The organism is Mesorhizobium sp. WSM4829 (assembly GCF_055811475.1).
Window position 1 is genome coordinate 124,361 of the sequence record NZ_JBVVQJ010000010.1, and the last position, 24,396, is coordinate 148,756.

The following is a 24,396-nucleotide window of genomic DNA, read 5'->3' on the forward strand; positions in this document are numbered from 1 at the left end:
TCGTACCTCCGAGACCGATCTCGTCTCGATGCATTTTATGCGGGCGGCAAAACGCGGCAAAGACCGCACGACTTGCTCCATCGGCATGTGCTGGAGCCTTGGCCGCGCGCTCAAAACTGACAGGCTACGGTGATGCAACATAAGTCGGACGTATCGCTGTTTGCGCGGACCAACGGACGAGCGCCATATCGGAACTTCGGCATCAAACAGGCCGACCGGCTTTCACATATGTACGTTGTCGGCAAGACCGGCGTCGGCAAGACGACGCTGATCGAAACGCTTGTTATGCAGGACATCGCAGAGGGACGCGGCTGCGCGCTCCTTGATCCGCACGGCGATCTCGTTGAACGGATTGCCGCCCGCATTCCCACGCATCGCCAAGCGGATGCGGTGTATTTCAACGTGCCCGATCCGTCGCAGCCCTACGGATACAATCCATTTGCGCAGGTGAGTTATGGCATGAGGCCCTTGGTTGCCTCGGGCATCATGGATGTCTTCAAGAAAATGTGGGGCGACGCCTGGGGAGTGCGCATGGAGCACATCTTGCGCAACGCTTTGTTGGCGCTCCTTGATCAGCCGTCCGCCGCGATGCCGGACATACTGTCCATGCTGGTCAGCAAGGAATTCCGATGGGGTGTCCTACGAAATGTGCAGAACGAGCAGGTGAAGTTTTTCTGGCGGCGCGAATTTCCCAAGTATTCCTTCCGCTACCAGGCCGATGGCATCGCGCCGATCCAGAACAAAGTCGGGGCGTTCCTGGCTGATCCCAAGCTGCGGCGCATCCTAACTCGCCAGGACGGAACCCTGCGCCTGCGCACCATCATGGACGAGAGCCGCGTCTTGCTCGTGAATCTCTCACAAGGAAAGATCGGTGGCGATAGCTCGTCGTTGCTTGGCGGGCTTCTCGTCACGTCGTTGGGATCTGCCGCTTTCAGCCGAGCCTATACCGAAGAAGGGTCACGGCGTCCGTTCCACGTATACATTGATGAGTTCCAGAGCTTCACCACGTTGGCTCTTTGCAGCATGCTGTCCGAACTGCGCAAGTTCGGCGTCGGCATGGTGCTTGCGCATCAGTATTTGGATCAGCTTGACCCTGCCATCTTGCACGCGGTCCTGGGCAATGCCGGCACACTCATCTCGTTCCGCCTCGGCGCAAACGATGCTGAACACATCGCGCGGGAATTCGAGCCTGTGTTCGATAGGCTCGATCTTCTCACTCTTTCGAACCATGACATCTATCTGAAGCTCATGATCGAGGGGGTGCCGTCGCGACCGTTCAGTGCAACGACACTCAACGGCGACCCCAACTGCCGCTCGCGAGCGCGCCATCAATAGCGCTGTAGCGAGCGAGGGGCATGGGAATCTTCTGGTAGAGACTGCCGCGAATTGCCATCCTCTCTTTTTGGATTGTGAAATTGATGGCCGAGCAGTCCGATACGCAGCGGCAAGGTCTTGAGCTTTTTGCAATTCATTCCTAACCTGGGGTTGAATCGCCCAGAGGGTGCGCATGTCGCCTCGAGCGGGCACTCGCAGATGATGATCGGAATGTCGTCTTGGGGACGACATTCCGATCCGCGTAGATAGCTCGTCGAAAAGAAAAGTTCAGATTGCTTGTTTCCGGAGCCCGATATCGTGATGAACTACCCAGAGGTTGAACCAGGTCTTAAAGACGAAGTGCCCTGGTCCGACAGCCTGACCGCCTACGACAAGGAGCACTTCACTACCTACATGAGGTTCCTAGATGCAGGCGCCGACGATGCCAGCTATGAGGAGATGGCGCAGGTCATCCTCGGCATCGATCCGGTGGAAGAACCGGAGCGCGCCCGGAAAGCCGCGCGAAGCCATCTCGATCGGGCGAACTGGATGGTGACCACCGGCTACAAGGAATTGTTCGCCGAATGAGGGCGAACGGGCGGCAACACGCTGCGCTTGTCAACAGCAGACGTGATCACGGCGTCCATTACAAGAGCAACATGACAGCCGGGGCTGCGGGAATTCGGTTCAAGTTGGAGGATCTCGGGTGGCCCGAACGCCGGGGCGGACGGAGCTTCGATCCGAGACGCCACGCGGACGGGCCGGCGCATCCAAGCGACCCGGGCAGCTCGGCGACTATCAGGGAATTTCGCCCGATCACGGATGCGAGATGCATCGGCATGTGAGTACCCATGTAGATTGCCGGGGCCACGCTCGAAACAGCGTGCGGATCACCAAAATAGGCTCGAGGTGCTGGGCTGCCGAACTGTGAATCTCAGGCTCCGCGTCCGAAAACTGCACCAGAGGACTGCAACCCTCCACTTCGTTTGCAGCGGCCCGAGCGGGTGGCAAATTCGCCGACCCTGCGAGAGCTTGTTACCCACCACGGTTGCGCCAAGATTCGACGCGTAAGGTCGTGGCTTTTGGCATTACCTGCTGTTGCAATGACTCGCGCCGCATGGTCTATGCAAATCCGTTGCCGTTGCGGCATCTGGGGTGGGGGTCCCGATTTTGAATAGAATTGTGCCGGCGTTCGCATTGTCCTGCGGATCAGCCTTTTTTCTGTCGCTTGACACCGCTTATGCACAAACTGTTCCGCCCGGCGCTGAGCCAGGACGGATCGAGCAGCGATTCGAGGAGCCGCCAGCGCCGCAAGCGCGAGTGCGCATTCCCGAAGGCCTTGAGAGCACGATGCCGGCAGCCGAAGCGGCGCAGGTAACGCTTGAGCTCCGTGGCGTAGAGATCGAGGGATCGACCGTATACACAGACGACGAACTCCGGGAGTTATACGCGGAGCTTCTCGGGAAGCAGGTGACGCTCCTTCAGGTCTTTGAGGTGGCAGCCAAGATCACCGCTCGCTACGGCAACGACGGCTATCTTCTGTCGCGTGTCATCGTCCCGCCACAGGAACTGAACCAAGCCGGGGCCGTCATCCGCCTGCAAGCCGTCGAAGGATACATCGACGAAGTGATTTGGCCAGATGGCGTAGAGCGATACCGGAATTTCTTCGACGACTACGCTACCAAGATCACCGCGCAGCGTCCGGCGCGAGCCGATCGCCTGGAACGCTATCTGCTCCTGGCAAATGATCTGCCCGGCCTGAAATTCAGCTCCACACTGCGCGCCTCGGAGCAAAATCCAGGCGCATCAACGCTGGTCCTCGAAATGGAGACCGATCGCTACGACGTGTCCATGTCAACAGACAATCACGGGACGGAAGCCAGCGGGCCGTATCAGGGAACAATATCCGGCCGTTTGAACAATGCGTTTGGGGTGCATGAGCGATTAAGCGGCGGCTATGTGATCGCCGGCCCGTCCGAAGACGACGATCCCGAACTGCACTACTTCTTTTGGGGTTACGATCAGATGCTCAACGGCGAAGGCCTGACCTTCTCTTTCTCCGGGAACACAAGCCGGGGTGATCCTGGCACCGCGCTTCTATCCGCGCTGGAATATCAGACGCGGAGCCTGAACCTCACTACCGGCGTCTCCTATCCGTTTATCCGCACCCGATCCCAAAATCTCACTGGCGCAGTTTACTTTGATTACGAGGATTCTGAGGGACTGACCTCAAGCGGACTCTCAACCGAAGACAAGCTTCGCATCCTCCGCGCCGAACTCGCCTATGATTTTGCCGATGGGTGGAGCGGAATCAATCAGGCGATCATCGCCCTAAGCCAAGGCATCGACGGATTGGGAAGCACGTCAAACGACAACCCGAACGCCTCTCGCATGCCGGGCGCCGTCGATTTCTTCAAGACGACCCTGTTTCTCTCGCGCCAGCAGCCGCTTCCCAATCGCTTCAGCTCGTATGTGAGCGTGTTCGGTCAGTTGGCGGCCGACCCGCTTCTGTCTTCGCAGGAGTGCGGTTATGGCGGGCGGCGATATGGCCGCAGCTTCGACGCATCTATCGTAACCGGCGATCACTGTCTGCTCCTCAACGGCGAGTTACGATACGACTTGCAGGTTCCATCATCGTTGGACGCCGTGCTCGACAACGCGCAGGCATATCTGTTCGCCGACTACGGGCGCATCTGGAACATCGATGCTCCGGCCGGGACGCCGGAAGCCGACGACGGAGCATCCGCCGGACTGGGCTTTCGTTTCGGGACAAAGAAGCTCAGCGCCGATATTGCCGTATCACGAACATTGGAAGACCCGGAAAGCGTTGTCGATCCGTCCGATTGGCGAGGCTGGTTCAAGGTATCTGCAACATTTTAGGGTTGGTGTCATGAAGTCGCTGCGAACACGCCATCTGCTCTACGCCACAACCGCGTTGACCTCGGCGCTAGGCCTATCGGCCATATCGCTTGGCGGTGCAGCGGCAAATCCGCTCGACGGCAATGTCGTCTCGGGAAGCGCCACCATTTCCGCGCCGAATCCTTCCACGGTTCAGATCGACCAGGCGTCGCAGAATGCGGTCATCAATTGGCGAAGCTTCAATATTGAAGCCGGTGAAACCACCCGCTTCGTCCAGCCGAACGCCAACGCCTGGACGCTCAACCGCGTGACCGGGCAGATGGAGCCATCCCGCATCCTGGGCACGCTTGAAGCCAACGGCAACGTCGCCATCATCAACCCCGACGGCATCCTGTTCGGCGAAGGTTCGCGGGTTGACGTGAATGGATTGATCGCCACGACGCATGATATCGCCAACGACGATTTCATGGCCGGCCGCTTCAACTTCACCCAGTCGGGAAATCCGGCGGCCTCGGTGATGAACGAAGGGCAGATCACCATCGGCGACTATGGGCTTGGCGCGTTCGTCGCACCTGGTGTCCGGAACTCAGGTGTCATCACAGCAAGACTGGGCTCAATTTCGCTCGCCTCGGCCAACGCGTTCACGCTCGATCTTTACGGCGACGATCTGATTCATCTCTTGGTCGGTGACGAGATCACAAACGAGGTCGTCGATGTGGCAACCGGCGAGCCTGTTGCGGATCTCGTCAAGAACGAGGGCCATCTTTCCGCTGACGGCGGGACCGTCGCGCTCAAGGCAGTCACGGCAAGGCGCGCGGTAAACTCCGTCATCAACAACACCGGCGTCATTGAGGCCAATTCAGTTGGCGTCCGAAACGGCAAGATCACGCTCGGTGCCCAGACGGCAAGCACGAAGACCGCTTCCGCGCCGGTGCAGCGTGTCCGTGTTTCTGGTGTGCTGTCGGCAACGAACATTCCGATCCCGATGCCACGCCCGGACATCGAAGGCATCGGTGGCAACATCGAAATCACCGGCGAGATGATAGTCGCCTCAAATGCTACTATCGATGCCTCCGGTACCAGTGGCGGCGGTACAATCTTAATTGGCGGCAGCTACATGGGCGGCAATGCTGATCCGTCTGTCCTTGCAAACTATGACATCCTGGAACTTGAGTATGACATTCCCACTGCATCGTACGTGATGCTGAATGAAAACGTCTCGATTTCCGCTGACGCCGAGGTAAATGGCGATGGTGGCAAGGTGGTCGTCTGGTCGGATGGAGCGGCTGTTACCGCAGCGACAATAACAGCGCGGGGCGGAGCCGAAGGTGGTGATGGCGGTTTTATTGAAACGTCCGGCAAATACCTTGAAGCGTTGAAAGCGGCAGATGCGTCTGCACCAAATGGAGCGGCCGGAACGTGGCTTCTTGATCCTGTCAACATACGGATTGCATCTGCAGATTTGTTCAGCCTCCCGTTGTTGACTGAAGAAGGTGTCACCACAAACTACGGGCAGATATTTGACGATTTTTTCGTTCAGGGGTCGTTTATCGATCAACTTGATGGGTTTATCTATTCTCCCACGTCGCCCAGTGACGACACTTCGCTCCTGCTGACCAGCACTATTGAAGCGGCCCTCAATAGCGGGACGAGTGTGCAGGTGACGACATTCGGCACCGTTGGCTCTTCTCCGGGCAACATCTCGTTGCTGAGCGATATCAGCAAGACCTCCGGCGGAGACGCATTCCTAAACCTGAGCTCCGTCGCTAACATATTTATCGACGAAGATGTCGATGTCACGTCAACGTCTGGCAAACTCCATTTCTCTCTATATGCCGCGCAGGGTGGGATAGCAGCGAGCAACAATGTTGGGAACATTGATGTCAATGGCGGCACTTTCATCATGGAGGCACGCGACGCAATCAATTTCAGTTCATACGGATTGATGCCAAACGACACCACCATCAGCCTAGTGAGTAGTGGTTCGCCAAATCCCTATACACCGGTGCGCGTTGAATTTGGCCCGAACGCAGAGGATCGCATTTATTTTCTCCGCGACAACACGTCCGGCACGGTTACGTTCGCCCCTGCTATAGTCAGCGAGGCTATTTATTTTGATTATGCTGATGACCCGTACTACGCCGGCGGCAGCGGCCCGGTTGACCTGAATACCCCATACAGCATTCAACTCAATGGCGGTGCCGGCTCTGGAGATTTACATATCCATCTGGACAACGTGGACACACTTGCTCTGGAGGACAACGCCGCATTCGCATCGAGTGGTCGAGATATAATCCTTTTCTTATACGGAGACCCAAATCTGATTGGGCCGAACGAAAACGGCATTCCTGAAGTTACATCTGACGGCAGTTTGTTCTTGCAATATGCCACACCCGGTCTGCCGGTAGTAATCCCCACCATTGAGGTCGCGGGCACCCCGACATGTTTTGGAGTGAATTGCGTTTCGGTGAACCCATTGCCGCCGGTCATACCGATTGATCCGACGCCGGACCCCGTGGACCCGACTCCAGAGCCTGATCCGGTCGGCCAAGTACCGATATCTCAGATCGACCTGTTCCCCGCTATAGGCTTTGAAACCGCCAACTCGACGCCAGCTTTTGTTACCCCGACTAACATAAGCAAAACGATGGCGATAGAGATATTGCCCTATGCAATGCTCGCGCGAGATGTTGACACGAACTCGGAAACAGGACCGGAAATAGCAGGTTATCGTCGCGTTGACTCAGAATGGTATATGATCTTACGTGACGCCGGAGTGGACACAGCTAGGATAGCTCGCTATCTCGGTGCTGGCTTTTATGCTCGAGTATACATCAACAACAATACAGGTGAGATCGTTGTCGCCTTTAGAAGTTCTGTTGGCTTTAGTGATTATGAAAACCCACGACACGAAGCCGACTGGCGGGAAACGAATCTTAAAGAAAACCTTGGTCTAACTACGCCGCAGTACGAGGCAGCACGGTTTTTCACCGAAACGATATCCGCGATATACGATGGAAATATCACACTGGTTGGTTTCTCAAAGGGTGGAGGCCAGGCAAGCTATGCGGCATCGCAGGGGCACAAAGTTGTTACTTTTGACGGTGCTCGCAATGATGATTCCGCTCAAGGAATGAGTAGAAATCAGACAAATATTGTTATTCCAGGCGATGCGGTAGGAGATCCAAACGGTCTATGGCAAGGAGTAGCAGGACATGGAACCCTTCCGGGAGAATACCTTTATGTCAGATCGTCCATTGGTACTCACACAATGGATGGTATGATTAACGGATTGCAGGAGGCCACCCGCGGGTTCACCCAAACAAGAAGGCAATGATAAGAAACCGCGCTAGCTCAAAGCTGTATATCACCAAAGCAGAAAACACGATGATTAAATTTAGAATATGTATTTGATTCATCCGATAGTATAAAATTGTTGAATGATTAATATCGCTTCTATATCTCTTGTGTACCAAGATTGTTGCAATCTCTATTGCTATTCCTGAAACGATCATACCAACAAGCGGGTATGCATTTAGAATTATAGTTACGAATAACGCTCCAATGGTAGTAACCAACAGTACTGAAATGAAAATTGCCGGCCATTTCTGGTACTGAATGAAATTAATTATCGTCATAGATATTATGATGAATTATTCTTAAAATAGGTCTAGGAGTTTTCTGCGCATTATATCAGTGAATCGATTAGTGCGCCAATTAAGCCTATGGATGGTTTGTCGTCTATCCGACAACACACGAGGGATATTCGTCCAGTCATGGCTTATCAACCTGCAATTCGTTCAGGTTCGCACGTAACCAGAAGCCGGTTAATAATCCCCGCATCGGCTTTGGCGGCTTAAAGTACCTTCCGAAGTGCTCCGCAGTCCGAAAGAGCAAATAGGGATTCCCATTCTCCGATAGAGCCTTCGCCAACTCCATCATATTAGCCATCGTGCGCGCGCTGGTGGTGACGTTCAGCACCAAAAGCGGCGCGGTCAGCTTCAGGTGATCCTTGTAAAGCCCGCCGCCGACATACTCACGGTACTGAAGGAAATTGCGCAGATGGCTTTTGCGGTTGAACGCCTGCGTTCGTGAGGGTTCGGTGCCTCGGTCTGCCTCCACGACGAAAAAGCGATAGTAGCGCTTCTCGTCCTTCTTGTATTCCAATCCAAACACGGCATCTGGAATGAGATCTTTGATTTCGATTTTTCCGTTTGCCGGATTCAGGCAAGGCACGGGATACCGCAAACTGGCTTCCGCCCGCTCCAAGATCACATGCTGCGGAATGTAGGTCAGGGTCGGGTCATCAAGGGTGGCGAGTTCAATCGACGCTGTGATGCACGCCACCATGTAGCGGTGCGTCCAGGGGCCGGTAGGGCCTTGCGAGGCATCGTGCCACAAACCGTTCTCCCGAAGCGCCTCCTCTGACGCACTGGTAAGATCGTAGACCAAATCTTGATACCGTGCGTCGAATGTCCGGAATTGCTGCCATGGGCGGCACAGATACGCTCCGCCTTGCGGTGTGCGGCTCTCGTTGAAGAGGTCGGTCAGCCGGTCGCGGGCACGCTTCTCATTGCGGGCGATGTGTCTGGAGAACGCGTGCAGGTAGGTTGAGGACAAGGGACCGTGCTCATGGATTTTCTGGAACCAGAAAAGATCGCGTTTCTGCGGCGTGACGCGCTTGTCGGTTGATTGGGGCCGATCGCGCCGGCGGCGGTGTAGCGTGTCATGTGTTCTTTGGTCATCCATCTGAACCGATCCAGAATGTGTCTGCGTCACCATTCCGGCGAGGCTGCGATATCCGAAGAGTCGGAATCGTTGGTCGGCGGCTTTTTCGGACTTTCCTTTCTCTGCGATGCGCTACCCGGCTTGTTGGCGTCATCCGGCTCAGCGCCGTCGCCCTTCGGCGCACCATCAAGTTCGGAATAATGGACTGCGTATTTCGCCCGCATCACGCTTTGCAAGGTGCCACGCTCGTCATGCGTCATTCGCGGCATTGCTTCCATACGGCCAAACGGGAACCGCAGCGGGAGCGCCGACTTGGTGACGCCGCGCACGTACGCCGCAAATGATCCCTTGGGCTGCGCTTCAATCAGCCCCGCGTCACACGCCATCATCGTCGCCAGCGCTCGGGCATCCTTGTTGGAAACGCCGCCGGCAAACTTGACCGACGTATTTGACGAAAACGCCTCCAGGAGCTTCGGGTCGAGTTGTCCGAGGTACTGGTGCGCGAGCACCATACCGATCTTGAATTTACGTGCCTGGGAAAGGATCAGGCCGACATTGCGGTCAAAGTAGTCGGCGGCCTCGTCGATATAGACGAAGGTCGGCATTCTCGTGTGCTCGGGTAAGACCGCCCGTTCCTGCGCGGCTTGAGCGATGAGCGCTATGAAAAAGCGGCCGAAGATCTCCGTGCCGGATTCCTTCAACAGATCCTTTGCCGTGTTGATCAAGATGACCTTGCCGCTGTTCATTTCCGAGTAGAGATCGAGCTTCGAGCGCGGATGCGAAAACATCCGCTCAAACGTCTGGTTTTCGAGAATCCCCCACAGACGGCGCAGCACCTGTTTTCTCGTCTGGTCGAATTCCTTCGACGTGAATTCGGTTTCGAAGAACTGACGGGCTGTACCCGTCAAGGTGGCGATGTTTTCGGCAAAACGGATGTGGCTACCTGGCTCCATCAACTCGCGCAGCGTGTGGATTGTGGCCCCCGGTATGTGCAGCATGAGCCGTGTCACGTAGCGGAAGATCACATTCTGCTTCTGCGTCATCTCGGCCGACAGAAGCGAGCCGAGGACGAAATCGTAGAGTTCAAGGATGGAGTTGGTCAGCCGCTCGCGGTCCAACTGTGAGTATTTGTCGAGCCGTTCTAGGCCCACATCGAACAGGTTGAGCGAGACGGGGTATTCAACGTCGGTCGGATCAATGATGCAGATGCGGTCGTGCAATGGTCCGCCTGGCGCGAAAAGTTCCAGATTGGAGATGGTATTGATGAGGTCGCCCTGGCTATCGAGCACGACCACAGACGCTTCGCCTCGTTCGACAGCGGCAAGGTCGTTTACGATGAGATATTGAAGGGTCTGGGTCTTGCCATGGCCGGTGCCGGCGACAATGTGGTGGTGCTCGAAGCGGGCGCTCTGCGGGATCGTGAAATCGATCGCACCTTTGAACAATTGCCGCAGCGGTGTGCCGCGAAGATACGTCTCGATCAGTTCCTGCCGGTTATGGATATCGGATTTTGAGGGCAGTTTCGGCGCACGGGAAAAATGCTTCGGGTCCGAGGGATTGCCGCCGGACGCGATGATCAAATTGGCCTCCAGGCGCTTGCGATGACGTTTAAAGAGATCGGCTCGCTCAATGGCTTCATCGAAGAAGGCCGCGATGATCGATTCGACCACACCCCCGACATCAGGCAGCATATCAAGCTTCGATGTCTCCACGGTGATGCCGCCGCGTCGGCTCGGGCGTTCGATCTCAGCCGGCAGAGCCGCAGCAGTGCTCGCGATACAAGCAAGCAGCACATCCGCGATGTGCTCGCGCGTGGCTGCAAAACTTTCCAGCAGCGCCTTCTGCGCGATGAGCTGATCCTTGAGCTCCCACCACTCCGCAACCGACCGCCGTTCTGACCAGTTAATCTGCGGCAAGACGAACATGTCCTCATAGTCGAACATCGCCAGCGCGAGCGCGGCAAGCTCCCCTTGTGCAGCCTCTGCCGGCTCCTCGAATCGCGACAGCACGTCCTCGGCGATCGCGAGCGCCAACGCTTCTTTACCGTCTGTTCTGTCGAGATCGTGTGCTGCGAACATCCTCTCGACGCGCGCGTGAAGCTCGCGCACGACGGCTTCATCGCGTTGGCGAAAGAGGCCGTAGACGAAGGCGTGGAGCCGCGGACCGAGATGCAGCATCTACTGCCTCCGAACGATCAGTTCCTTGGCGTCCTCCTTGGCAAGAACCGGGATCGGCACGGTTTCGGTACCGCCCCAATGCTTGGCGCTTTCCATGACCTGACGCAAATACGCGGTGATGTTGCCAAGCCAGGCTTCCTTGCGCGCGAGTTCAACGACGCTGTCGCACGAGAAATAGCGGCCATGCATGAGGTCGCGGACAAAGACGGTGTCGCGTTTGCGGTCGTAGTAGAAATACCCGGCGCCAGCGCCAGCAAAGAGCGCAAGGAAGATGGCAAACGAGAAGCTCACCGCTAAAGATACGATAGCGAGGGCGACGACAAAGGCTGTCGCTCCGACATAGGCCGATCTGCGCATAAGCTCCGGCTGGAAGGCATCGATCAAGACCGCCTTGTCGAATGCGTAGCGACGAATGATTTCGTCCTCCTGCTCTTCGAGCTCGACCTTGCCCCAGAGCTTGAATTTCACTGTGCCGGTCTGGCCCTGTGACTGTTCACGTTTGAATAAGAGCTTCATTGCATCCCCCTGTCCGATACAATTCAGCATTGAAGCGGGTAGATGGCAGTGGCGTCAAGGATAGCTACTCAATCAGCAACGCAATCGTCTATCTTTCACAACTGCGCTTCGATGTTGCTGGAGGAGGAAAGACAGTGAAGTCACAGAAAGTGCTCGCCGATAATTGCGACGCCGTGAGTCGGGGCGTTGCCCTATGTGTGAGGATAGGTTTCGACGCGGGATGGGGATACAGGCGGCACACTCGTATCCGCAGGATCGAGGTAGATTATGTCGCTCATCGTGCGCACAAAAAAGCCCCCGGTTTGGATGCCGGGGGCCGCTCCTGATCAATGGTCAGGAGTGTCGGTGAGTGATCTGCTGTCAATGCGTTCCTGAAGCCAGGCCCGTACTTCATCGAGTATCCAGCACACCCGGCACGGGCCGAGAGTAACCCGCAAGGGGAACTGTTTGGCCTGTTCAAGGCGGCTAATATGCTGTCTGGAATACGGAACGATGGTTTTCAGTTCTCTCCAGCTTATGCACCTCATCGCGGAAGCTCCTGTTTGGGAGCATCGCGATGCCCAATGGACGACAATCCAATTGGCGAGAACAGGCTATCAATTCTTCAAGAGCTTGGCGAGATACGCTTCGTAGGCATCGATTCCTACGCCTTTCGCTCAGCTCTTTGTGTATCGGCGGATGGCGTCATAACCACGTTCATAGTCGAGCGCGCTATTTGCTGGGATGCGGAGGCCTAATCCTCTCCGCCCTCGTCGCCTTCGATTTCGGTAGCCAGCCCAAGGAGTTGCCGAAGGAGTCGATTCCGATCGCATCGCGAACGAGCTTCGTCGGTCTCATCTTCACCGCAGCCGGATTTATCGTCGTCGCGCTCCCAGAAGACACGATACTCATTGGCCTCGTCGTCGACCTTGCCGGTTCGGTATGGGTTATCCTCCACCGTTACGGCAGAGGATACATCAATGCCGTGGGCGCAAAGTAGCGCAAAAATATTTATTCGTTGCAAAATCAGATATATAGGATGGCAATTTGTCGAGACGACGTGATCACCTCGCCAAATTCTTTGTATATAGTGCCAGCACCGCCCTTTTCGGTGCCCTGCACGAAAGGAGCGGTTATGTCCGCAGGCATCTACAGCGAGTACCTTCAAGACGGCGCTAACCTCGCCGCCATCCTGACGCTCCTCGGCGGCGTTGGACTTTTTCTGTGGCGCTGGTGGTCTTCTCGTCCGGAGCGCAATGACACGAAAAACCCCTGAAAACTCGCTCGCTCAGAGGCCGGCAAGGGCGTCATCACCTACTTGAATAACACCTATGAATCGGAGAAGGCTCGTCGAGGTGCAAACCAAGTTTTCGAAAGAATTCTCCAGCCAAGTTCTATCTGAAGACATGTCGATGCGGGTGCGCTTCGCCCACTTCTTCGCTTTCCTATATATCCCAACCTAGTGGTTAAAATCTAACGCTCGGTGCCGGAGTGGTAAGCCCGCTCAGGGTGGAAGTTCGCCGTTTTGAGGCGGCTACCGGAACGGAGCAAAGAGCGCAAGATTGCTGCCATAGGCACATGGACGGTGAATGGATCGATCCGACCTTCATCGGTGCCGGCACTGCTTCGGCATCCGCATTTCATCTCTAGGCGGCGCGGCCGCAAGCCCAGGTGGCGCTGACACCTACACGAGGCACGACAGTCCGTTTATCCGTACAAAAGACGGCGGCGCCGGATTTTATTACATCTTTTACTGCGTGAGATTGTCGATGAATATCGTCTCAGCATCCTTCTCCAATGCGGCATTTCGATAGAAATACCAATCTATTGAGCTTCGGTTGTTTCTCGACGTTAACTCAGCAATGTCATTTTCAAGGTCAACAATCATCTCAATTGTGTACCGCGCGTTCCCTTCATCGCGATATCTCAGCGGCACCCGCGCCTCCGGAGTGATGATCTGATCACCTGAACCTATATACTCGTTTATCGATATTCTTTTCTCGGAGGAGTATAGAATCTCCATTCCGTTTTGAGTCTCTTGACGGATGGTTACGCCAAGCGCAACCACGAACGGCTTCCGAACCGGCGCATTTCCAACGTTCCGCACGAAACCGGAAATATAAACGTGACCCGCCGCATCATCCCGTCGCATCCGAAACGAAAAAAGAGCGAGAAGATCAGGAAACGGCGGGGCGAACACTTGGTTTGAGTCGCTTGCAGCGTCCGGACGGAAAGAAAAGGGCATCGTCGCCTCCATCGGATTATATCTGGGGTTTCTTTACTCTCCACCCAAATCGACGGCCGCGCAACATTATCCTTCGATGAACGCGGGAGGAAACCCAAATGACCCGCTCAAGCGAATGTCTGCTCTGGCGTCAGGTCTTGCCGCAGGACTGCTTGGAAGGAAGGCGGAGAAGGGTCGGAAGGCGCCTTCCGCATCGGGTACCAAGCGTCAGATTTTCACCACTAGACGAACGTGCGCAGTGAAAGTTGTACACGGACATCATGAACGGGACCGCCCCTGCTTCGATGCCGAGGTTCCTGGGCACCAACTTCTCATTCGTCACGCCACGCACACTCGCCACCGGATGTTTCTCCACGCCTCCTGGTGCATGAGGGGTGCCTTGATCGGATGCCGCTACTTCGGGCGGCTTTCTTCCCCGACCGTTCCTCCTACCGACCCCGCTTAGCGCCGGGTAGGCTTGTCTTCGACCCTTCCTGCGCTGGGGCTTTCAAGACATTCATTGCGGCGACGAAAGAGGCTGGCTTTTACCGACGATCGCTAGGAATAGCGTCCGTTCATAGAAGCTCAACAACCATACGGAATGTTGCTCCGCATCTACGACCTCTTCCACATATCCATATGCCAGGATGTCCGTCTCAGCATGTGCTGTCGTCATCTCTGACAGAAGCTCAGGCGGAATAGGCTCAGTAACCACATCCACCTGTACTGCGTCGTTTTCATAGACGGGCGGAAGTCCATGATGGTTGATGAGCCCGCGCACGATCTTCCGTACGGTACGCAGTATGCGTGGATCGTGCCCTGGATAAATCTTGTAACGATCCCCATCGAGTTCTGGGACCGGCTTCATAAGCTTGAAGACATCGAGCGCGCGACGGTGGCCGTCGACCTTTTCAAGGCTTCTTCTTATCGGGCCTTCCCAAACCTCTCGGACGCTGGGGTTCGCGTCGCCAGACATGACAATCACATTGCGGAAATGCACGTCATCGTCTGAGGTGCCGTTATTGCACCCGAAGCAAGCTGCAATTGTGATCCGCTGAACAGGGCTTGTCGCCTTGGACAACGGATAGAGACCGCGCGGGACAACATGTTCGCGTGTCGTGAGGCGATACTCGCCACACAATGCGCAGTTGTCCCATCGCCGTCGCTTCTTCACTACTGTGCCTTTCGGTGGAAAACCGCTGTCTGGCTAAGCTATGCAATTCTTTTCGCGTGCTAATATACCATCCTCTGAGTCGCTGAAAGGATGCCTCTATGGCAAAGAACGAAAAGTCCTCGCCGAAATTGGCTAAGCTGGCAGGCAAAGTGCTGAGTGGCGCGAAGAAGCCAACGCCCGCTGAAAGTAGGAGGCTGGCTGGCTCAGTGCTCACGCAAGCGGCGAACAAGAAAAAGAAATAGCCGCTACAACGTCGTCATAAATTCATGAGGTCGTCGACGATAAGGCTAGCGCTATCCAGCAATGCGCTACCGATGCGCCAAACTCATCAACCCTGACTGGTTGGCGAGCGGCACATTGGTGCCCGTGCCATCCTTCGGTCCGGACTCTAGCCTCAACTGGAGGATATCGCAGGGGTCACAGCACGGTGGTGGTCAGTTCGTAGGTGGGGAGGAGCGGCACTTTTGGTGACTCGGTCGTGTAGCTCAATCGTTTGGAGCCGTGCACCGAAAGGCCCAGGATGCCCTGTATCAATTCTTCAAGAGCTTGGCGAGGTAGTCTTCGTACGTCTGTATGGCCTCGCGCATTTCCTTCGAATATGAATGGCGGTTGTATACCTGGGCAATCGGCGATTGGGTTCCGCCGGATACGTGGTTGAGCAATTTTTCGACGACGATCTGCTCGATGCCGAGCGACGCCATGCAGGTGCTAAGCGTCCGGCGTAGATCGTGAAGCGTGAAGGGCTCAACTTCCTCAAGGCGCTTGTCGAACAGCCGCTTTGCCTTGCTCCACCCGTTGAAAACGGTCGCTTTCATGCGCCGCCCCGAGTCACGCGCGGCCGGGAAAAGGTATTGTGCGTTGTCGATGATCGGGATCGCTTCAAGCACCCGCTCTGCCATATCCCCATACGGGAACGTATGCTCGCGCTTGTTCTTTGTGACCGTCGCGGGAAGGGTTATCGTTTGCTTTGTGCGATCTATCCATTCCCACTCAAGCCTTGCAATCTCACCTCGACGCTGGCCGGTGAGAATGCACAAAGCGACTATGTTGCCGAACGGGTAGGGGCCTTGGAGGCCCGTTGCGAGGACCGTGCCCAATTCCTCGGCGGAAAGCGCGCGGGTGCGCGATGTGCCAGCCTTCGGGGCTTGCAATCCTTCGCACGGACTGTGTGCGATGTAGTCCTGCCTGACCGCCCACGTGAAGAACGTCTTTACCGCCCGCAGTGCTTGATCGTACTGCGTCGGCGAGTGCTTGCGCTTGTCGAGGCGCTTTTTAATATCGTGCTTCGTGATGTCGGCCATGTGGGTCTTGCCGAATGCGAAGCTGTCGAGGAACCGCTGGTAGTCCTTGTGCGTGCGTGGACGGTTCTTCTGCTCTGACATCTCAAGATATGCGGCTTTGGCGTCGTTGTATGTCATAACCTTCGGTCGGCGCTTTCCAAGCGTCCGTTCAGCAAGGAGGCGCTTTGCCTCCTGCCGAGCGTCCGATAGGCTGATGATCGGAAAACGGCCGATCGTGATACGCTCGCGCGTCGGACCATGGACGACCACAAACGTCTTGGCGGTCTTCGAGACCCGAACACCAAAGCCGGCGAGTGTGTCATCGGTGTATGTTTTTTGCGCCTGCCCAAACGGGAGCGCCCGTACTGAGATGTCGGTTAGTCTCATGCCAAGCTCCCGTTCAAGGCTCGCTATAGGCTCAGAAATGAGGGTTGTAGCGGCGGGTTTCCATGTTCAACTATGAGCATAGTAGCACTAAAAGGCATTGAAATATATAGGTTTTTTGGAAAGCATGTTCAGCTATGTGCAGGCCCCTCTTCGAACTTCTAAGCCGATGGTCACAGGTTCGAATCCTGTCGGGATCGCCAGCATTTTCAGGGTCCATTCTGGGCTAGTATAGGCGATGCGCTGATCGGCCCGCGTCCTCGCCCGGAGGCGCGGGCTTTCATTTTTCAGCCTGGTGCTAAGTGCGACTGGCTCCAGGTGCCTCGTCGAGGAGATTTGGACCTTTACTCACAGGCATCTGGCCGTCGGGAGTAAGCTTGTCCACTGCGTCGGGCAGTTCACTTGTGAGCCGGTCGAGAAGTTCCTCGCGGGACAATCCGGTTTGCTCGGCGAGATCGCTCAACGTTTGCGGGTCGATCGCTTTCTCGACCTGGTCGCGCTGAACGGGGCGATTCGATCCTGTACCAACCCAAGAATCGACTTGATCGCCCGCCCCCGCATTCTTGAGACGCTCCAGGATGTCGCCGAGCCCGCCGGTGGAGCCAGCGTTTTTGGCATCTGTCGAGTTCCTACCGGCGATTAACTCGCCGATCTTGTCCCTGTTCTTGTAGGCAAGCAGGCCAAGCAAGGCTATGGCGACTTTTCCTATGTCAAGGCTCATTTCGCACCTCCTTCCATGAAGAACGGACAAGGCATGCGGCTTTGAAAGGTTCCACGGTATTTGCTGCTGGGCTGGTTTTCAGTTCGGTTAAGGACGATGGGGCTTCCCGGTCGAATCCAGGCAGGACTTCAGCGCGGGCGCCGCCGAAACGATCAAGGCTATCGGACGTGCGTGTTCAGCCTCGATCGTTTCGGACAGCGGCGCTCTGAATTCACAACCATGCAACCACTGCCTTGTCTTTGCGTTTAGCCGCCTTCAATCCCGGCGAGCTTTAAAAATGACGGCGTTCACCCCGATTTCAATCACCTTGAATGGCAAAGCGATGGCGATCGCGTCGATAGCCGACGCTGCGAAAGCGCTGAGGCAACCATGGCCATCCATGGATAAGTCGTCCCGACTTGAAGCGATCCGAATGATCGAGGAGTGCCTGGCCGGACATTGCAGTCATCAAGCTGCGCTCGCTGCTTTCGAGGCGGCCGCATCTGAACAGGGCCTTCTCAGGCAAAAGCCTCCAAGCGCAGGCCTCAGGAAATTCGACGGAGTTGCCGAAGACCTGATGTGAGGTGATGCTGCCCTCGCGACCTTGAACCGCTGACAGGCCTCGCCCGGGTGGACTTGGCCGTGATTGTGGACCACCCGCCAAATGAGGAATGGCGGGTAGTCCTTATCAGCGCAGGAAGGGACGTAGCTGCGCAGATCTCGATTCTTGGTCCAATCGTCAAAGTCCGGCCGGTTCCCTGGCCAACGACTGTTCGCAAGGAACGTGATGGAGACGGCGAAGACCGCAGCGAGTAACCAGCGGGCTTGGTGGACGCTCTTTTCCATCGGCTCCTTGCGTGAGCTCACAGCTAGCAACTGCTACGAGCAGCCGCACTTCCGGGTGGCGGGGTATCCGGGCTATTACGCGAAAACAGGTGAGACTTAGGTCCCGTCTCGAATCAGACCGAAGCCCAACCAAGGAACGTTTGCGGCTGCCTGAGGTTTGGTGAGCCTGGCGCGAAGACGATGCCGTTCAGCGCAATAGAGCTCACATAAAGGAGGCACCTATGAGTATGCGTCTTTCCACTGCAGCCGCTGGGTTTCTGTTGCTGGCCGGTATCGGCGCCGCTGCCGCTCAGGACGTAGTCATCGAGCCTGAACAGGAGACCGTCATCAGGGAATATGTCAAAAAGCAGCCGCTGGCATCGGTGAAAATCCCTGGAGTGGAGCTCAATATCGGCTCAACCTTGCCCGAAACCGTCGAACTTCATGAAGTCCCCGACACAAAATACCGCTACGTGGTGGTCGACAACCGGACCGTTGTGGTTGACCCGGGCACGCGCAAGATCATCAAAGTCATCGAATGAGCTAAGCGACTGGACCCGCCGTGCCGAAAGGGTGCGGCGGGAAGTCGAGCGACGAGGAATGTGATCACCATGTCGAACCGTGAGATTGGAGCGTCGCAGGCGCTGCGAATACGCGTGGCTGACCTCGCTGAGAGGATGCGCGGCGCCCGGATTACCGAAAACGAACTGAAGACCTTTCGAAAGGTCGCAGCAGTCCTGGAGGACGGCAAGGGCAGAATCGATGCCGACGATTTGATTGCCGCATCCTTCGTCGTCGATCCGCCGGACTGACAAGAAGTGCTGCAATGTCCCTGTCTCCCAGCCTATTCTCTGTTGGCCTGACTTTCCAATGCCCGCAGTGCAACTTTACCATCATCAAGAACGGCCGCTGGTTTCAGGTCGTTTCCCATTACAAGTGCGAGGGATGCGGACGCGAGATCCGCATTACCTATCCCGACAAGATTGCGATCTTCCAGAAGCACGCGCACTTGGCCATGCCGCCGGGAGCGCGGTAGCTGCGGCAGATGTGCAGACCAACTCCTTCATTGCCAACTCCTTCATTGAAAGTGAGCTCGAATTGCCGGACTCGAGCGCGAGTGTCATGGTGACCTAGATAAACCAGGTCGCCACCAGCCCCAAAGAGGCGGAAAAGATTGCGATCGTAGTAGCCCATCCCAGGGCGTTGGTTGTCCGGCTGTTGACCTTGTCTCCCATGATCCGCCGGTTGTTCGTCATCAGCATGATAAGAAGAAGCAGTGGCGGCGTGGAAAAACCCTGCACGATACCGGACCAGACGAGCGCCTTCATTGGGTTGAAACCCAGGAAATTCAGGCCAACAGCAATCAGCGTGAAGGCGCCGATCGCGATATAGAACTTTGGCGCCTCACGCGGCTTGGCATGAAGGCTGTGCTCCCATCCAACCGCCTGCGCCAGATCGTATGCCGCACCTGTCGTCATGACCGGAACGGCAAGGAACCCGACCCCGATCACGCCGGCCGCGAACAGTACGCCAGCGGCTGCGCCAGCGAGCGGCTTGAGAGCTTCGGCTGCTTGAGCGGCGGTCTCGACGTCGTGCTCACCGGCTTCATAGAGCGTAGACCCTGTCGACAGGATGATGAAGTACATGATGAGGTTGGAAAAAATCATGCCGATCAGGATATCGCGGCGGGAGCGGCGCAGTTCACCGTCGGTGGCGCCCTTGCGCTTCCTCAGCGTCGTTCTCCCCTCGGCAATCTCTTCCTCCACCTCCTCATTCGACTGCCAGGTGTAGAGATAGGCTGAAAGGGTGGTGCCGATGATGGCCACCAGAATGGACAGGAACTCGCGGCTGAACTGGATCTTCGGAACAAGGGTTCCCCACAGCACGGCTGCCGCATCCGGCTTCGCCATGATGGCCGAGCCGACATAGGCAAGCAGGGCCAGCGCAAGCCAGCGGAAGATGTTGCGTATGAGCGTGTAAGAGCCCCAAAGCTGGAGAGCAAAGATCGCGGCCGCGACTACAATCACAATGAGGGGGATCGGAACAGGAAGGAAGATGTTGATGGATGCAGCCATGCCGCCGAGATCGGCGGCTGCTTCGATCGTGTTGCCGATCAGCACGCCCACAAGGACAGCCCAGAGCAGCCATCGGGGATAGAAGTCCTTGATCGCATGAAAGAGGCCGCGGCCCGAAACCTGTCCAAGCTTCGACGAGAGATACACGACCGTGTACATCATCGGCAGCGTTACAGGAGCGGTCCAAAGCAGGTCCGGGCCAAAGCGCGCGCCGGCACTTGCATAGGTGCCGATCGCCGAGCAATCGTCGTCGGCGGCGCCGGTGATAAGGCCGAGTCCAAGTGCTCGCCCTATGCCGTCCTTCTTGTCTTCCCGTGGTGAAGTGGCGTTACGATCGCGCTGCGTCATTGCGGCCACGCCGCGCAAAGAGCGTCACGCGCAAGCACGAGAAAAACGTCGCGAGCAATTATCCTATAAATGTACTGCAGCACGGGAGTGGGTCTCATACCGGCAAACCTCTACCGCCGTTCCAACTCCGCAATCGGCTGCTTGTTCCCCGCGTCAGCCGAGTGTTCAGGGCATGATAGAGCCCACGATTTCGATGAGCTTGGGCCTCTTCCAAACCTTTCATCTTTTGACGGAACCCTACCCAACGTTTTACGAGATATTCTGCCGGTGTGATTGTCTGTTGGCCGATGTGCGCCAATGGTTCGACGCCGTGCGCGTCACATCAATCTTTGATGTTGCCAAAAGGCTCGCTCGATCGGATTGAGTTCGGGTGAGTATGGCGGCAGGAATCACAGCTTGCGCCGGCTGCCCTTAGGGCCTGGGGCAGGGCGGATCTGAACGGGGCTTTTCCACGAATGACTTTGATGGGCGCGGCGGCACTGCTGATCCTGATCCTGACCTATGCCGGCGTCGCCGTCGGCAGGTTCCCCGGCTTGCGCCTCGACCGGGCAGGCATCGCGCTGCTCGGCGGTGCGTCGATGATCGCCATCGGCGCGCTCAGCCTGGAGGATGCCTACCGTGCCATCAATTTCGACACCATTACGCTGCTGCTCGGCATGATGATCGTCGTGGCGCATCTGAAAGTGTCGGGCGCTTTTCGCGCGCTCGGCGCCGTCGCCATCGAGCACGCGCACGCGCCGTTCATGCTGCTGGTGATGGTGACGCTGCTGACCGGCGTTCTGTCAGCGTTCCTGGTCAACGACGCGATCTGCCTGGTCATGGCGCCGATCGTCGTCCACGTTACCCGCGTCATCAACCGCAACCCTGTCCCCTATCTGATCGCCACCGCCACGGCGTCGAATTGCGGCAGTGTCGCCACCATCACCGGCAACCCGCAGAATATGGTCATCGGCGCGCTGTCGGGGATTTCCTATCCGGCCTTTTCGGCGGCCCTGGCGCCGGTCGCGCTGTTCGGCCTCGTTGCCGTCGTTGTCATCGTGCGCATCGTCTATCGCGCCGAGTTCGCGCGCAAGGCCGAGCTCAGCCCCGAAGTCTATCGCGGCCGCATGTTGCCCGGCCAGGTACTCAAGGCGGTGGTGGTCTGCATCGGACTGGCGATCGCCTTCTTTGCCGGTGTTCCGGTCGCCAAGGCGGCGCTCATCGGCGGGGCCATTCTTCTCGTGACCCGTGCCATAAAGCCGGCGCGCATCTACCGCGAGATCGACGGGCCGCTGCTGTTCATGTTCGCCGGCCTGTTCATCGTCGTCGCCGGCGCCGAGAAGACGCTGCTCACGCCCGACATCATAGCCTCGGCAAAAGGCCTCGGGCTGGACGACGTCTGGCGGCTGTCAGGCTTCACCGCGGTGCTGTCCAACATCATGAGCAATGTTCCGGCCGTGCTGGCGCTGCGGCCGTTCATACCCGGCCTGGAAGACCCCGAGCGCGCTTGGCTGGTCGTGGCGATGAGCTCGACGCTGGCCGGCAACTTCACGCTGCTCGGCTCGGTGGCCAATCTGATCGTCGCCGAGTACGCGCGGGTCTCCGGCACGCATCTGTCGTTCGCCGCCTTCTTCAAGGTCGGGCTGCCGCTGACGCTGGTTACGCTGCTTGCCGGGACGGCGTGGCTGGCGCTTGGGTTTTAGGCCGCCGGCGCAGCAGGCAAGGCGGCTTCAGGTGCAAGCCTGATCGGACTATTTGGCGTGGGTGGGCCAGAACGCCCAGATCAGCAAAGCTGCCAAAGCCAGCCAGAGCGCCACGACAAAGAACATTCCTGTCCTGCTTTGCGGGTGAGTTTCGAGCGCGGCCGCCCGCGCTCGAAACTCGTCCATCAGCGGCGGCGGAACAAGCCTTATGGCCAGGATTACGCCGAGCGGTACGATGATCAGGTCGTCGAGGTAACCGAGCACCGGAATGAAATCCGGGATCAGGTCGATTGGGGAAAGCGCATAGGCGGCTACCATTCCGGCAACGAACTTTGCAAACCAGGGCACTTGAGGATCGCGTGCGGCGAACCACAGGGCGACGACATCAAGCTTGATGTCGCGGGCCCGGCTTTTTGCCGCTTCCAGCCATGCTTTCATAGGGTCACTTTAGCACAGATTGTCGTCCGCCTGCATCCGAGCGGTTGCCGGTCGCGCAAAACCAGACCGTCCATAGCGCGTCCCAAAGGGCGCGCGGCGCTTTAACACTCCGACGATTCGGTGCTGCTCGGCGGCTTCGCGCCCGAAACATAGGCGTCGAGAAAGTCCTGCGAGGCGACAACGTCGGCGAGGCTCCTCAGCTTTTCGGCCGCGGCCGCCCCCAAAATCGCCTCGACGCGCCGGTTGGCCTCGACCCACACGACATATGCCTGCTGGTATCGCGCCTTGCCGAGCGGCGTCAGCACAGCATGCTTGGTTCGCCGATCGTGGGTATCGTGGCGGACCTCGACCAGACCGTCGCGCACAAGCGGCCGCAGGGCATGCGTCAGCGCTGAGATCTGGATCGCCAGGCGGCCGGCGAGGACCTGCAGCGTCGGCCCGTCCTCGCCGTAAGCGGCCGCGAGCCCATCGATCTGGCCGAGCAGAAGGGTTTGCGTTGACGTCAGCCCGGTTGGGACCAACGCCACGTCATACAACTGGCCAAGCCGCCGCGCCGCACGGCGCAGCGACGAATTGATGCAGACGAAATCGTTCGGCATGCCGGGCGCTTCCGCGTCTGGCTCACCCCGACCTTTTAGCGATGCGAACGATTCGACTGCTTTTTTCATCCTTACAAAATAGTTGAGGGCTGAAGCATTGCAAAGGGGCGCAGATTTGGCTAATTGGTTGAGCGCTCAACTTTTGAGCCCTCAACGTTCAGGAGATAACCCATGTCGAACTCCGCTTCCAAGCCGATCGCCGTCGTCACCGGCGCCTCCGCCGGCATCGGCGCAGTCTATGCCGACCGCCTCGCTGCCCGTGGTTATGATCTTGTGCTCGTGGCGCGCCGCGCCGAACGCCTGAAAACCCTCTCGGCAAAGCTGTCGCGGGCCTATGGCGCCAAGGTCGAGGTGATCGGCGCCGACCTGACCAAGGAGGAGGGCTTGGCGCGTGTCGAGAAGGTGCTCGCCACCAACGCCGCCATCACCCTGCTTGTGAACAACGCCGGCAACGGCACGCTCGGATCGACGATAAACACGTCAGACGAGAATGCCGCGTCGACAATCGCGCTCAACATCACGGCGCTGACGCGCCTGACGCGAGCGGCGCTGCCGGCATTCCTGTCGCGCAACGCCGGGACGATAATCAACATAGCCTCGGTCCTGGCGCTGCACTCGCTGCCGATCACCTCCCTCTACAGCGGCACCAAGGGTTATGTGGTGAACTTCAGCCGTGGCCTGCAGGAGGAGCTTGCCGGAACCGGCGTCAGGCTGCAGCTCGTTCTTCCTGCCGCGACCGCCACCGAATTCTACGAGTTCGCCGGCATGCCGCTTTCAGCGTTCGACCCGGCAGTGGTGATGACCGCGGAAGACATGGTCGATGCGGCCCTGGCAGGCTTCGATCAGGGTGAAGCCATCACGCTGCCGTCGGTCCACGACCGCGCGCTGTGGGAGACCTATGACGCCGCCCGCGCCACCCTGTTCGCCGCGACGCAGACCGGCGACCCGGCGCCTCGCTACCAGGCGGCCTGACGCCGCCCGAGCCCCCCGCGCGCGCCGGGGGGGGGGCGCGGGGCGGGGGGGGGGGGCGGCGCCCGCCCCCGGGCCGGGGGGGTGGGGGGGGGGCGGGGGGAAAAGTGGGACCCGGGCGGCCG

General features: G+C 57.7%; 24 protein-coding genes and 1 pseudogene. 12 read left to right on the plus strand and 13 right to left on the minus strand.

The window, feature by feature from the left end; genetic code table 11:
* Positions 1–132 precede the first annotated feature (132 nt).
* From AC0L17_RS12630 to AC0L17_RS12645, 4 genes are all read left to right on the plus strand, one after another.
* A complete protein-coding gene (locus AC0L17_RS12630) occupies positions 133–1,335 on the plus strand; it encodes a type IV secretory system conjugative DNA transfer family protein (protein WP_473516063.1) in 1,203 nt (400 codons plus the stop codon).
* Between the two features lie 300 nt (positions 1,336–1,635).
* Entirely contained in the window at positions 1,636–1,902 is a 267-nt protein-coding gene (locus AC0L17_RS12635) for a DNA -binding domain-containing protein (RefSeq protein WP_473516101.1), read from the plus strand.
* A 762-nt stretch (positions 1,903–2,664) separates the two neighbouring features.
* Entirely contained in the window at positions 2,665–4,194 is a 1,530-nt protein-coding gene (locus AC0L17_RS12640) for a ShlB/FhaC/HecB family hemolysin secretion/activation protein (protein WP_473516064.1), read from the plus strand.
* Between the two features lie 10 nt (positions 4,195–4,204).
* A complete protein-coding gene (locus AC0L17_RS12645) occupies positions 4,205–7,510 on the plus strand; it encodes a two-partner secretion domain-containing protein (protein WP_473516065.1) in 3,306 nt (1,101 codons plus the stop codon).
* A 437-nt stretch (positions 7,511–7,947) separates the two neighbouring features.
* Here the strand turns inward: AC0L17_RS12645 and AC0L17_RS12650 are convergent, their stop codons facing one another.
* The 4 genes from AC0L17_RS12650 to AC0L17_RS12665 all read right to left on the minus strand — a co-directional run bounded on the left by AC0L17_RS12650 (position 7,948) and on the right by AC0L17_RS12665 (position 12,121).
* A complete protein-coding gene (locus AC0L17_RS12650) occupies positions 7,948–8,922 on the minus strand; it encodes a replication-relaxation family protein (RefSeq protein ID WP_473516066.1) in 975 nt (324 codons plus the stop codon).
* A 26-nt stretch (positions 8,923–8,948) separates the two neighbouring features.
* Complete coding sequence (locus AC0L17_RS12655) at positions 8,949–11,078, minus strand: type IV secretory system conjugative DNA transfer family protein (protein ID WP_473516067.1); 2,130 nt, start codon at positions 11,076–11,078, stop codon at positions 8,949–8,951.
* Positions 11,079–11,594 (minus strand): hypothetical protein, encoded by a 516-nt coding sequence (locus AC0L17_RS12660; protein ID WP_473516068.1) that lies wholly within the window; start codon positions 11,592–11,594, stop codon positions 11,079–11,081.
* Positions 11,595–11,920: 326 nt separating this feature from the next.
* A complete protein-coding gene (locus AC0L17_RS12665) occupies positions 11,921–12,121 on the minus strand; it encodes a helix-turn-helix transcriptional regulator (RefSeq protein WP_287295255.1) in 201 nt (66 codons plus the stop codon).
* Between the two features lie 188 nt (positions 12,122–12,309).
* Here AC0L17_RS12665 and AC0L17_RS12670 point away from each other — a divergent pair, with 188 nt between their 5' ends.
* Together AC0L17_RS12670 and AC0L17_RS12675 are read left to right on the plus strand one after the other, a co-directional pair.
* Positions 12,310–12,573 carry a hypothetical protein gene (locus AC0L17_RS12670; RefSeq protein ID WP_473516069.1) on the plus strand — a complete coding sequence of 88 codons (264 nt, stop codon included), beginning with the start codon at positions 12,310–12,312 and terminating at the stop codon, positions 12,571–12,573.
* A gap of 135 nt (positions 12,574–12,708) precedes the next feature.
* Positions 12,709–12,849 carry a hypothetical protein gene (locus AC0L17_RS12675; RefSeq protein ID WP_473516070.1) on the plus strand — a complete coding sequence of 47 codons (141 nt, stop codon included), beginning with the start codon at positions 12,709–12,711 and terminating at the stop codon, positions 12,847–12,849.
* A gap of 474 nt (positions 12,850–13,323) precedes the next feature.
* Here the strand turns inward: AC0L17_RS12675 and AC0L17_RS12680 are convergent, their stop codons facing one another.
* Together AC0L17_RS12680 and AC0L17_RS12685 are read right to left on the minus strand one after the other, a co-directional pair.
* A complete protein-coding gene (locus AC0L17_RS12680) occupies positions 13,324–13,818 on the minus strand; it encodes a hypothetical protein (RefSeq protein ID WP_473516071.1) in 495 nt (164 codons plus the stop codon).
* A 496-nt stretch (positions 13,819–14,314) separates the two neighbouring features.
* Positions 14,315–14,971 (minus strand): hypothetical protein, encoded by a 657-nt coding sequence (locus AC0L17_RS12685; protein ID WP_473516072.1) that lies wholly within the window; start codon positions 14,969–14,971, stop codon positions 14,315–14,317.
* 98 nt (positions 14,972–15,069) lie between these two features.
* On the opposite strand from AC0L17_RS12685, the gene AC0L17_RS12690 reads away from it, so the two are divergent.
* Positions 15,070–15,213: a hypothetical protein gene (locus AC0L17_RS12690; RefSeq protein ID WP_287295261.1), complete on the plus strand. Its 144-nt coding sequence runs from the start codon at positions 15,070–15,072 to the stop codon at positions 15,211–15,213.
* A gap of 288 nt (positions 15,214–15,501) precedes the next feature.
* Here the strand turns inward: AC0L17_RS12690 and AC0L17_RS12695 are convergent, their stop codons facing one another.
* The 3 genes from AC0L17_RS12695 to AC0L17_RS12705 form a co-directional block, all read right to left on the minus strand.
* Positions 15,502–16,638 (minus strand): tyrosine-type recombinase/integrase, encoded by a 1,137-nt coding sequence (locus AC0L17_RS12695; RefSeq protein ID WP_473516073.1) that lies wholly within the window; start codon positions 16,636–16,638, stop codon positions 15,502–15,504.
* Positions 16,639–16,933: 295 nt separating this feature from the next.
* The gene (locus AC0L17_RS12700) at positions 16,934–17,356 is read right to left on the minus strand and encodes a YidB family protein (RefSeq protein ID WP_027152614.1); all 423 of its coding nucleotides are present in this window, start codon (positions 17,354–17,356) and stop codon (positions 16,934–16,936) included.
* A 255-nt stretch (positions 17,357–17,611) separates the two neighbouring features.
* Positions 17,612–17,737: a hypothetical protein gene (locus AC0L17_RS12705; protein WP_473516104.1), complete on the minus strand. Its 126-nt coding sequence runs from the start codon at positions 17,735–17,737 to the stop codon at positions 17,612–17,614.
* Between AC0L17_RS12705 and AC0L17_RS12710 the strand changes: the two genes are divergently transcribed.
* The 3 genes from AC0L17_RS12710 to AC0L17_RS12720 all read left to right on the plus strand — a co-directional run bounded on the left by AC0L17_RS12710 (position 17,679) and on the right by AC0L17_RS12720 (position 18,972).
* The gene (locus tag AC0L17_RS12710; protein WP_473516102.1) at positions 17,679–17,918 is read left to right on the plus strand and encodes a DUF982 domain-containing protein; all 240 of its coding nucleotides are present in this window, start codon (positions 17,679–17,681) and stop codon (positions 17,916–17,918) included. The genes AC0L17_RS12705 and AC0L17_RS12710 overlap by 59 nt on opposite strands.
* A gap of 484 nt (positions 17,919–18,402) precedes the next feature.
* Positions 18,403–18,702 (plus strand): DUF1236 domain-containing protein, encoded by a 300-nt coding sequence (locus AC0L17_RS12715; protein WP_023800634.1) that lies wholly within the window; start codon positions 18,403–18,405, stop codon positions 18,700–18,702.
* A 69-nt stretch (positions 18,703–18,771) separates the two neighbouring features.
* Positions 18,772–18,972, plus strand: a complete 201-nt coding sequence (locus AC0L17_RS12720) for a hypothetical protein (RefSeq protein WP_023800633.1) — start codon at positions 18,772–18,774, stop codon at positions 18,970–18,972.
* A 318-nt stretch (positions 18,973–19,290) separates the two neighbouring features.
* On the opposite strand, the gene AC0L17_RS12725 is transcribed toward AC0L17_RS12720, so the two are convergent.
* Positions 19,291–20,592, minus strand: a complete 1,302-nt coding sequence (locus AC0L17_RS12725) for an Nramp family divalent metal transporter (RefSeq protein WP_473516103.1) — start codon at positions 20,590–20,592, stop codon at positions 19,291–19,293.
* A 332-nt stretch (positions 20,593–20,924) separates the two neighbouring features.
* Positions 20,925–21,013, minus strand: a pseudogene (locus AC0L17_RS12730) (transposase); the annotation flags it as partial.
* 25 nt (positions 21,014–21,038) lie between these two features.
* Between AC0L17_RS12730 and AC0L17_RS12735 the strand changes: the two are divergent.
* Positions 21,039–22,265, plus strand: coding sequence for an anion transporter (locus tag AC0L17_RS12735; protein WP_473516074.1), 1,227 nt, complete (start codon positions 21,039–21,041; stop codon positions 22,263–22,265).
* Positions 22,266–22,313: 48 nt separating this feature from the next.
* On the opposite strand, the gene AC0L17_RS12740 is transcribed toward AC0L17_RS12735, so the two are convergent.
* Together AC0L17_RS12740 and AC0L17_RS12745 are read right to left on the minus strand one after the other, a co-directional pair.
* Positions 22,314–22,703 carry a YkvA family protein gene (locus tag AC0L17_RS12740; protein WP_091590636.1) on the minus strand — a complete coding sequence of 130 codons (390 nt, stop codon included), beginning with the start codon at positions 22,701–22,703 and terminating at the stop codon, positions 22,314–22,316.
* 101 nt (positions 22,704–22,804) lie between these two features.
* Entirely contained in the window at positions 22,805–23,302 is a 498-nt protein-coding gene (locus tag AC0L17_RS12745) for a MarR family winged helix-turn-helix transcriptional regulator (protein WP_473516075.1), read from the minus strand.
* Between the two features lie 171 nt (positions 23,303–23,473).
* Here AC0L17_RS12745 and AC0L17_RS12750 point away from each other — a divergent pair, with 171 nt between their 5' ends.
* The gene (locus AC0L17_RS12750; RefSeq protein WP_473516076.1) at positions 23,474–24,274 is read left to right on the plus strand and encodes an SDR family NAD(P)-dependent oxidoreductase; all 801 of its coding nucleotides are present in this window, start codon (positions 23,474–23,476) and stop codon (positions 24,272–24,274) included.
* Positions 24,275–24,396 lie beyond the last annotated feature (122 nt).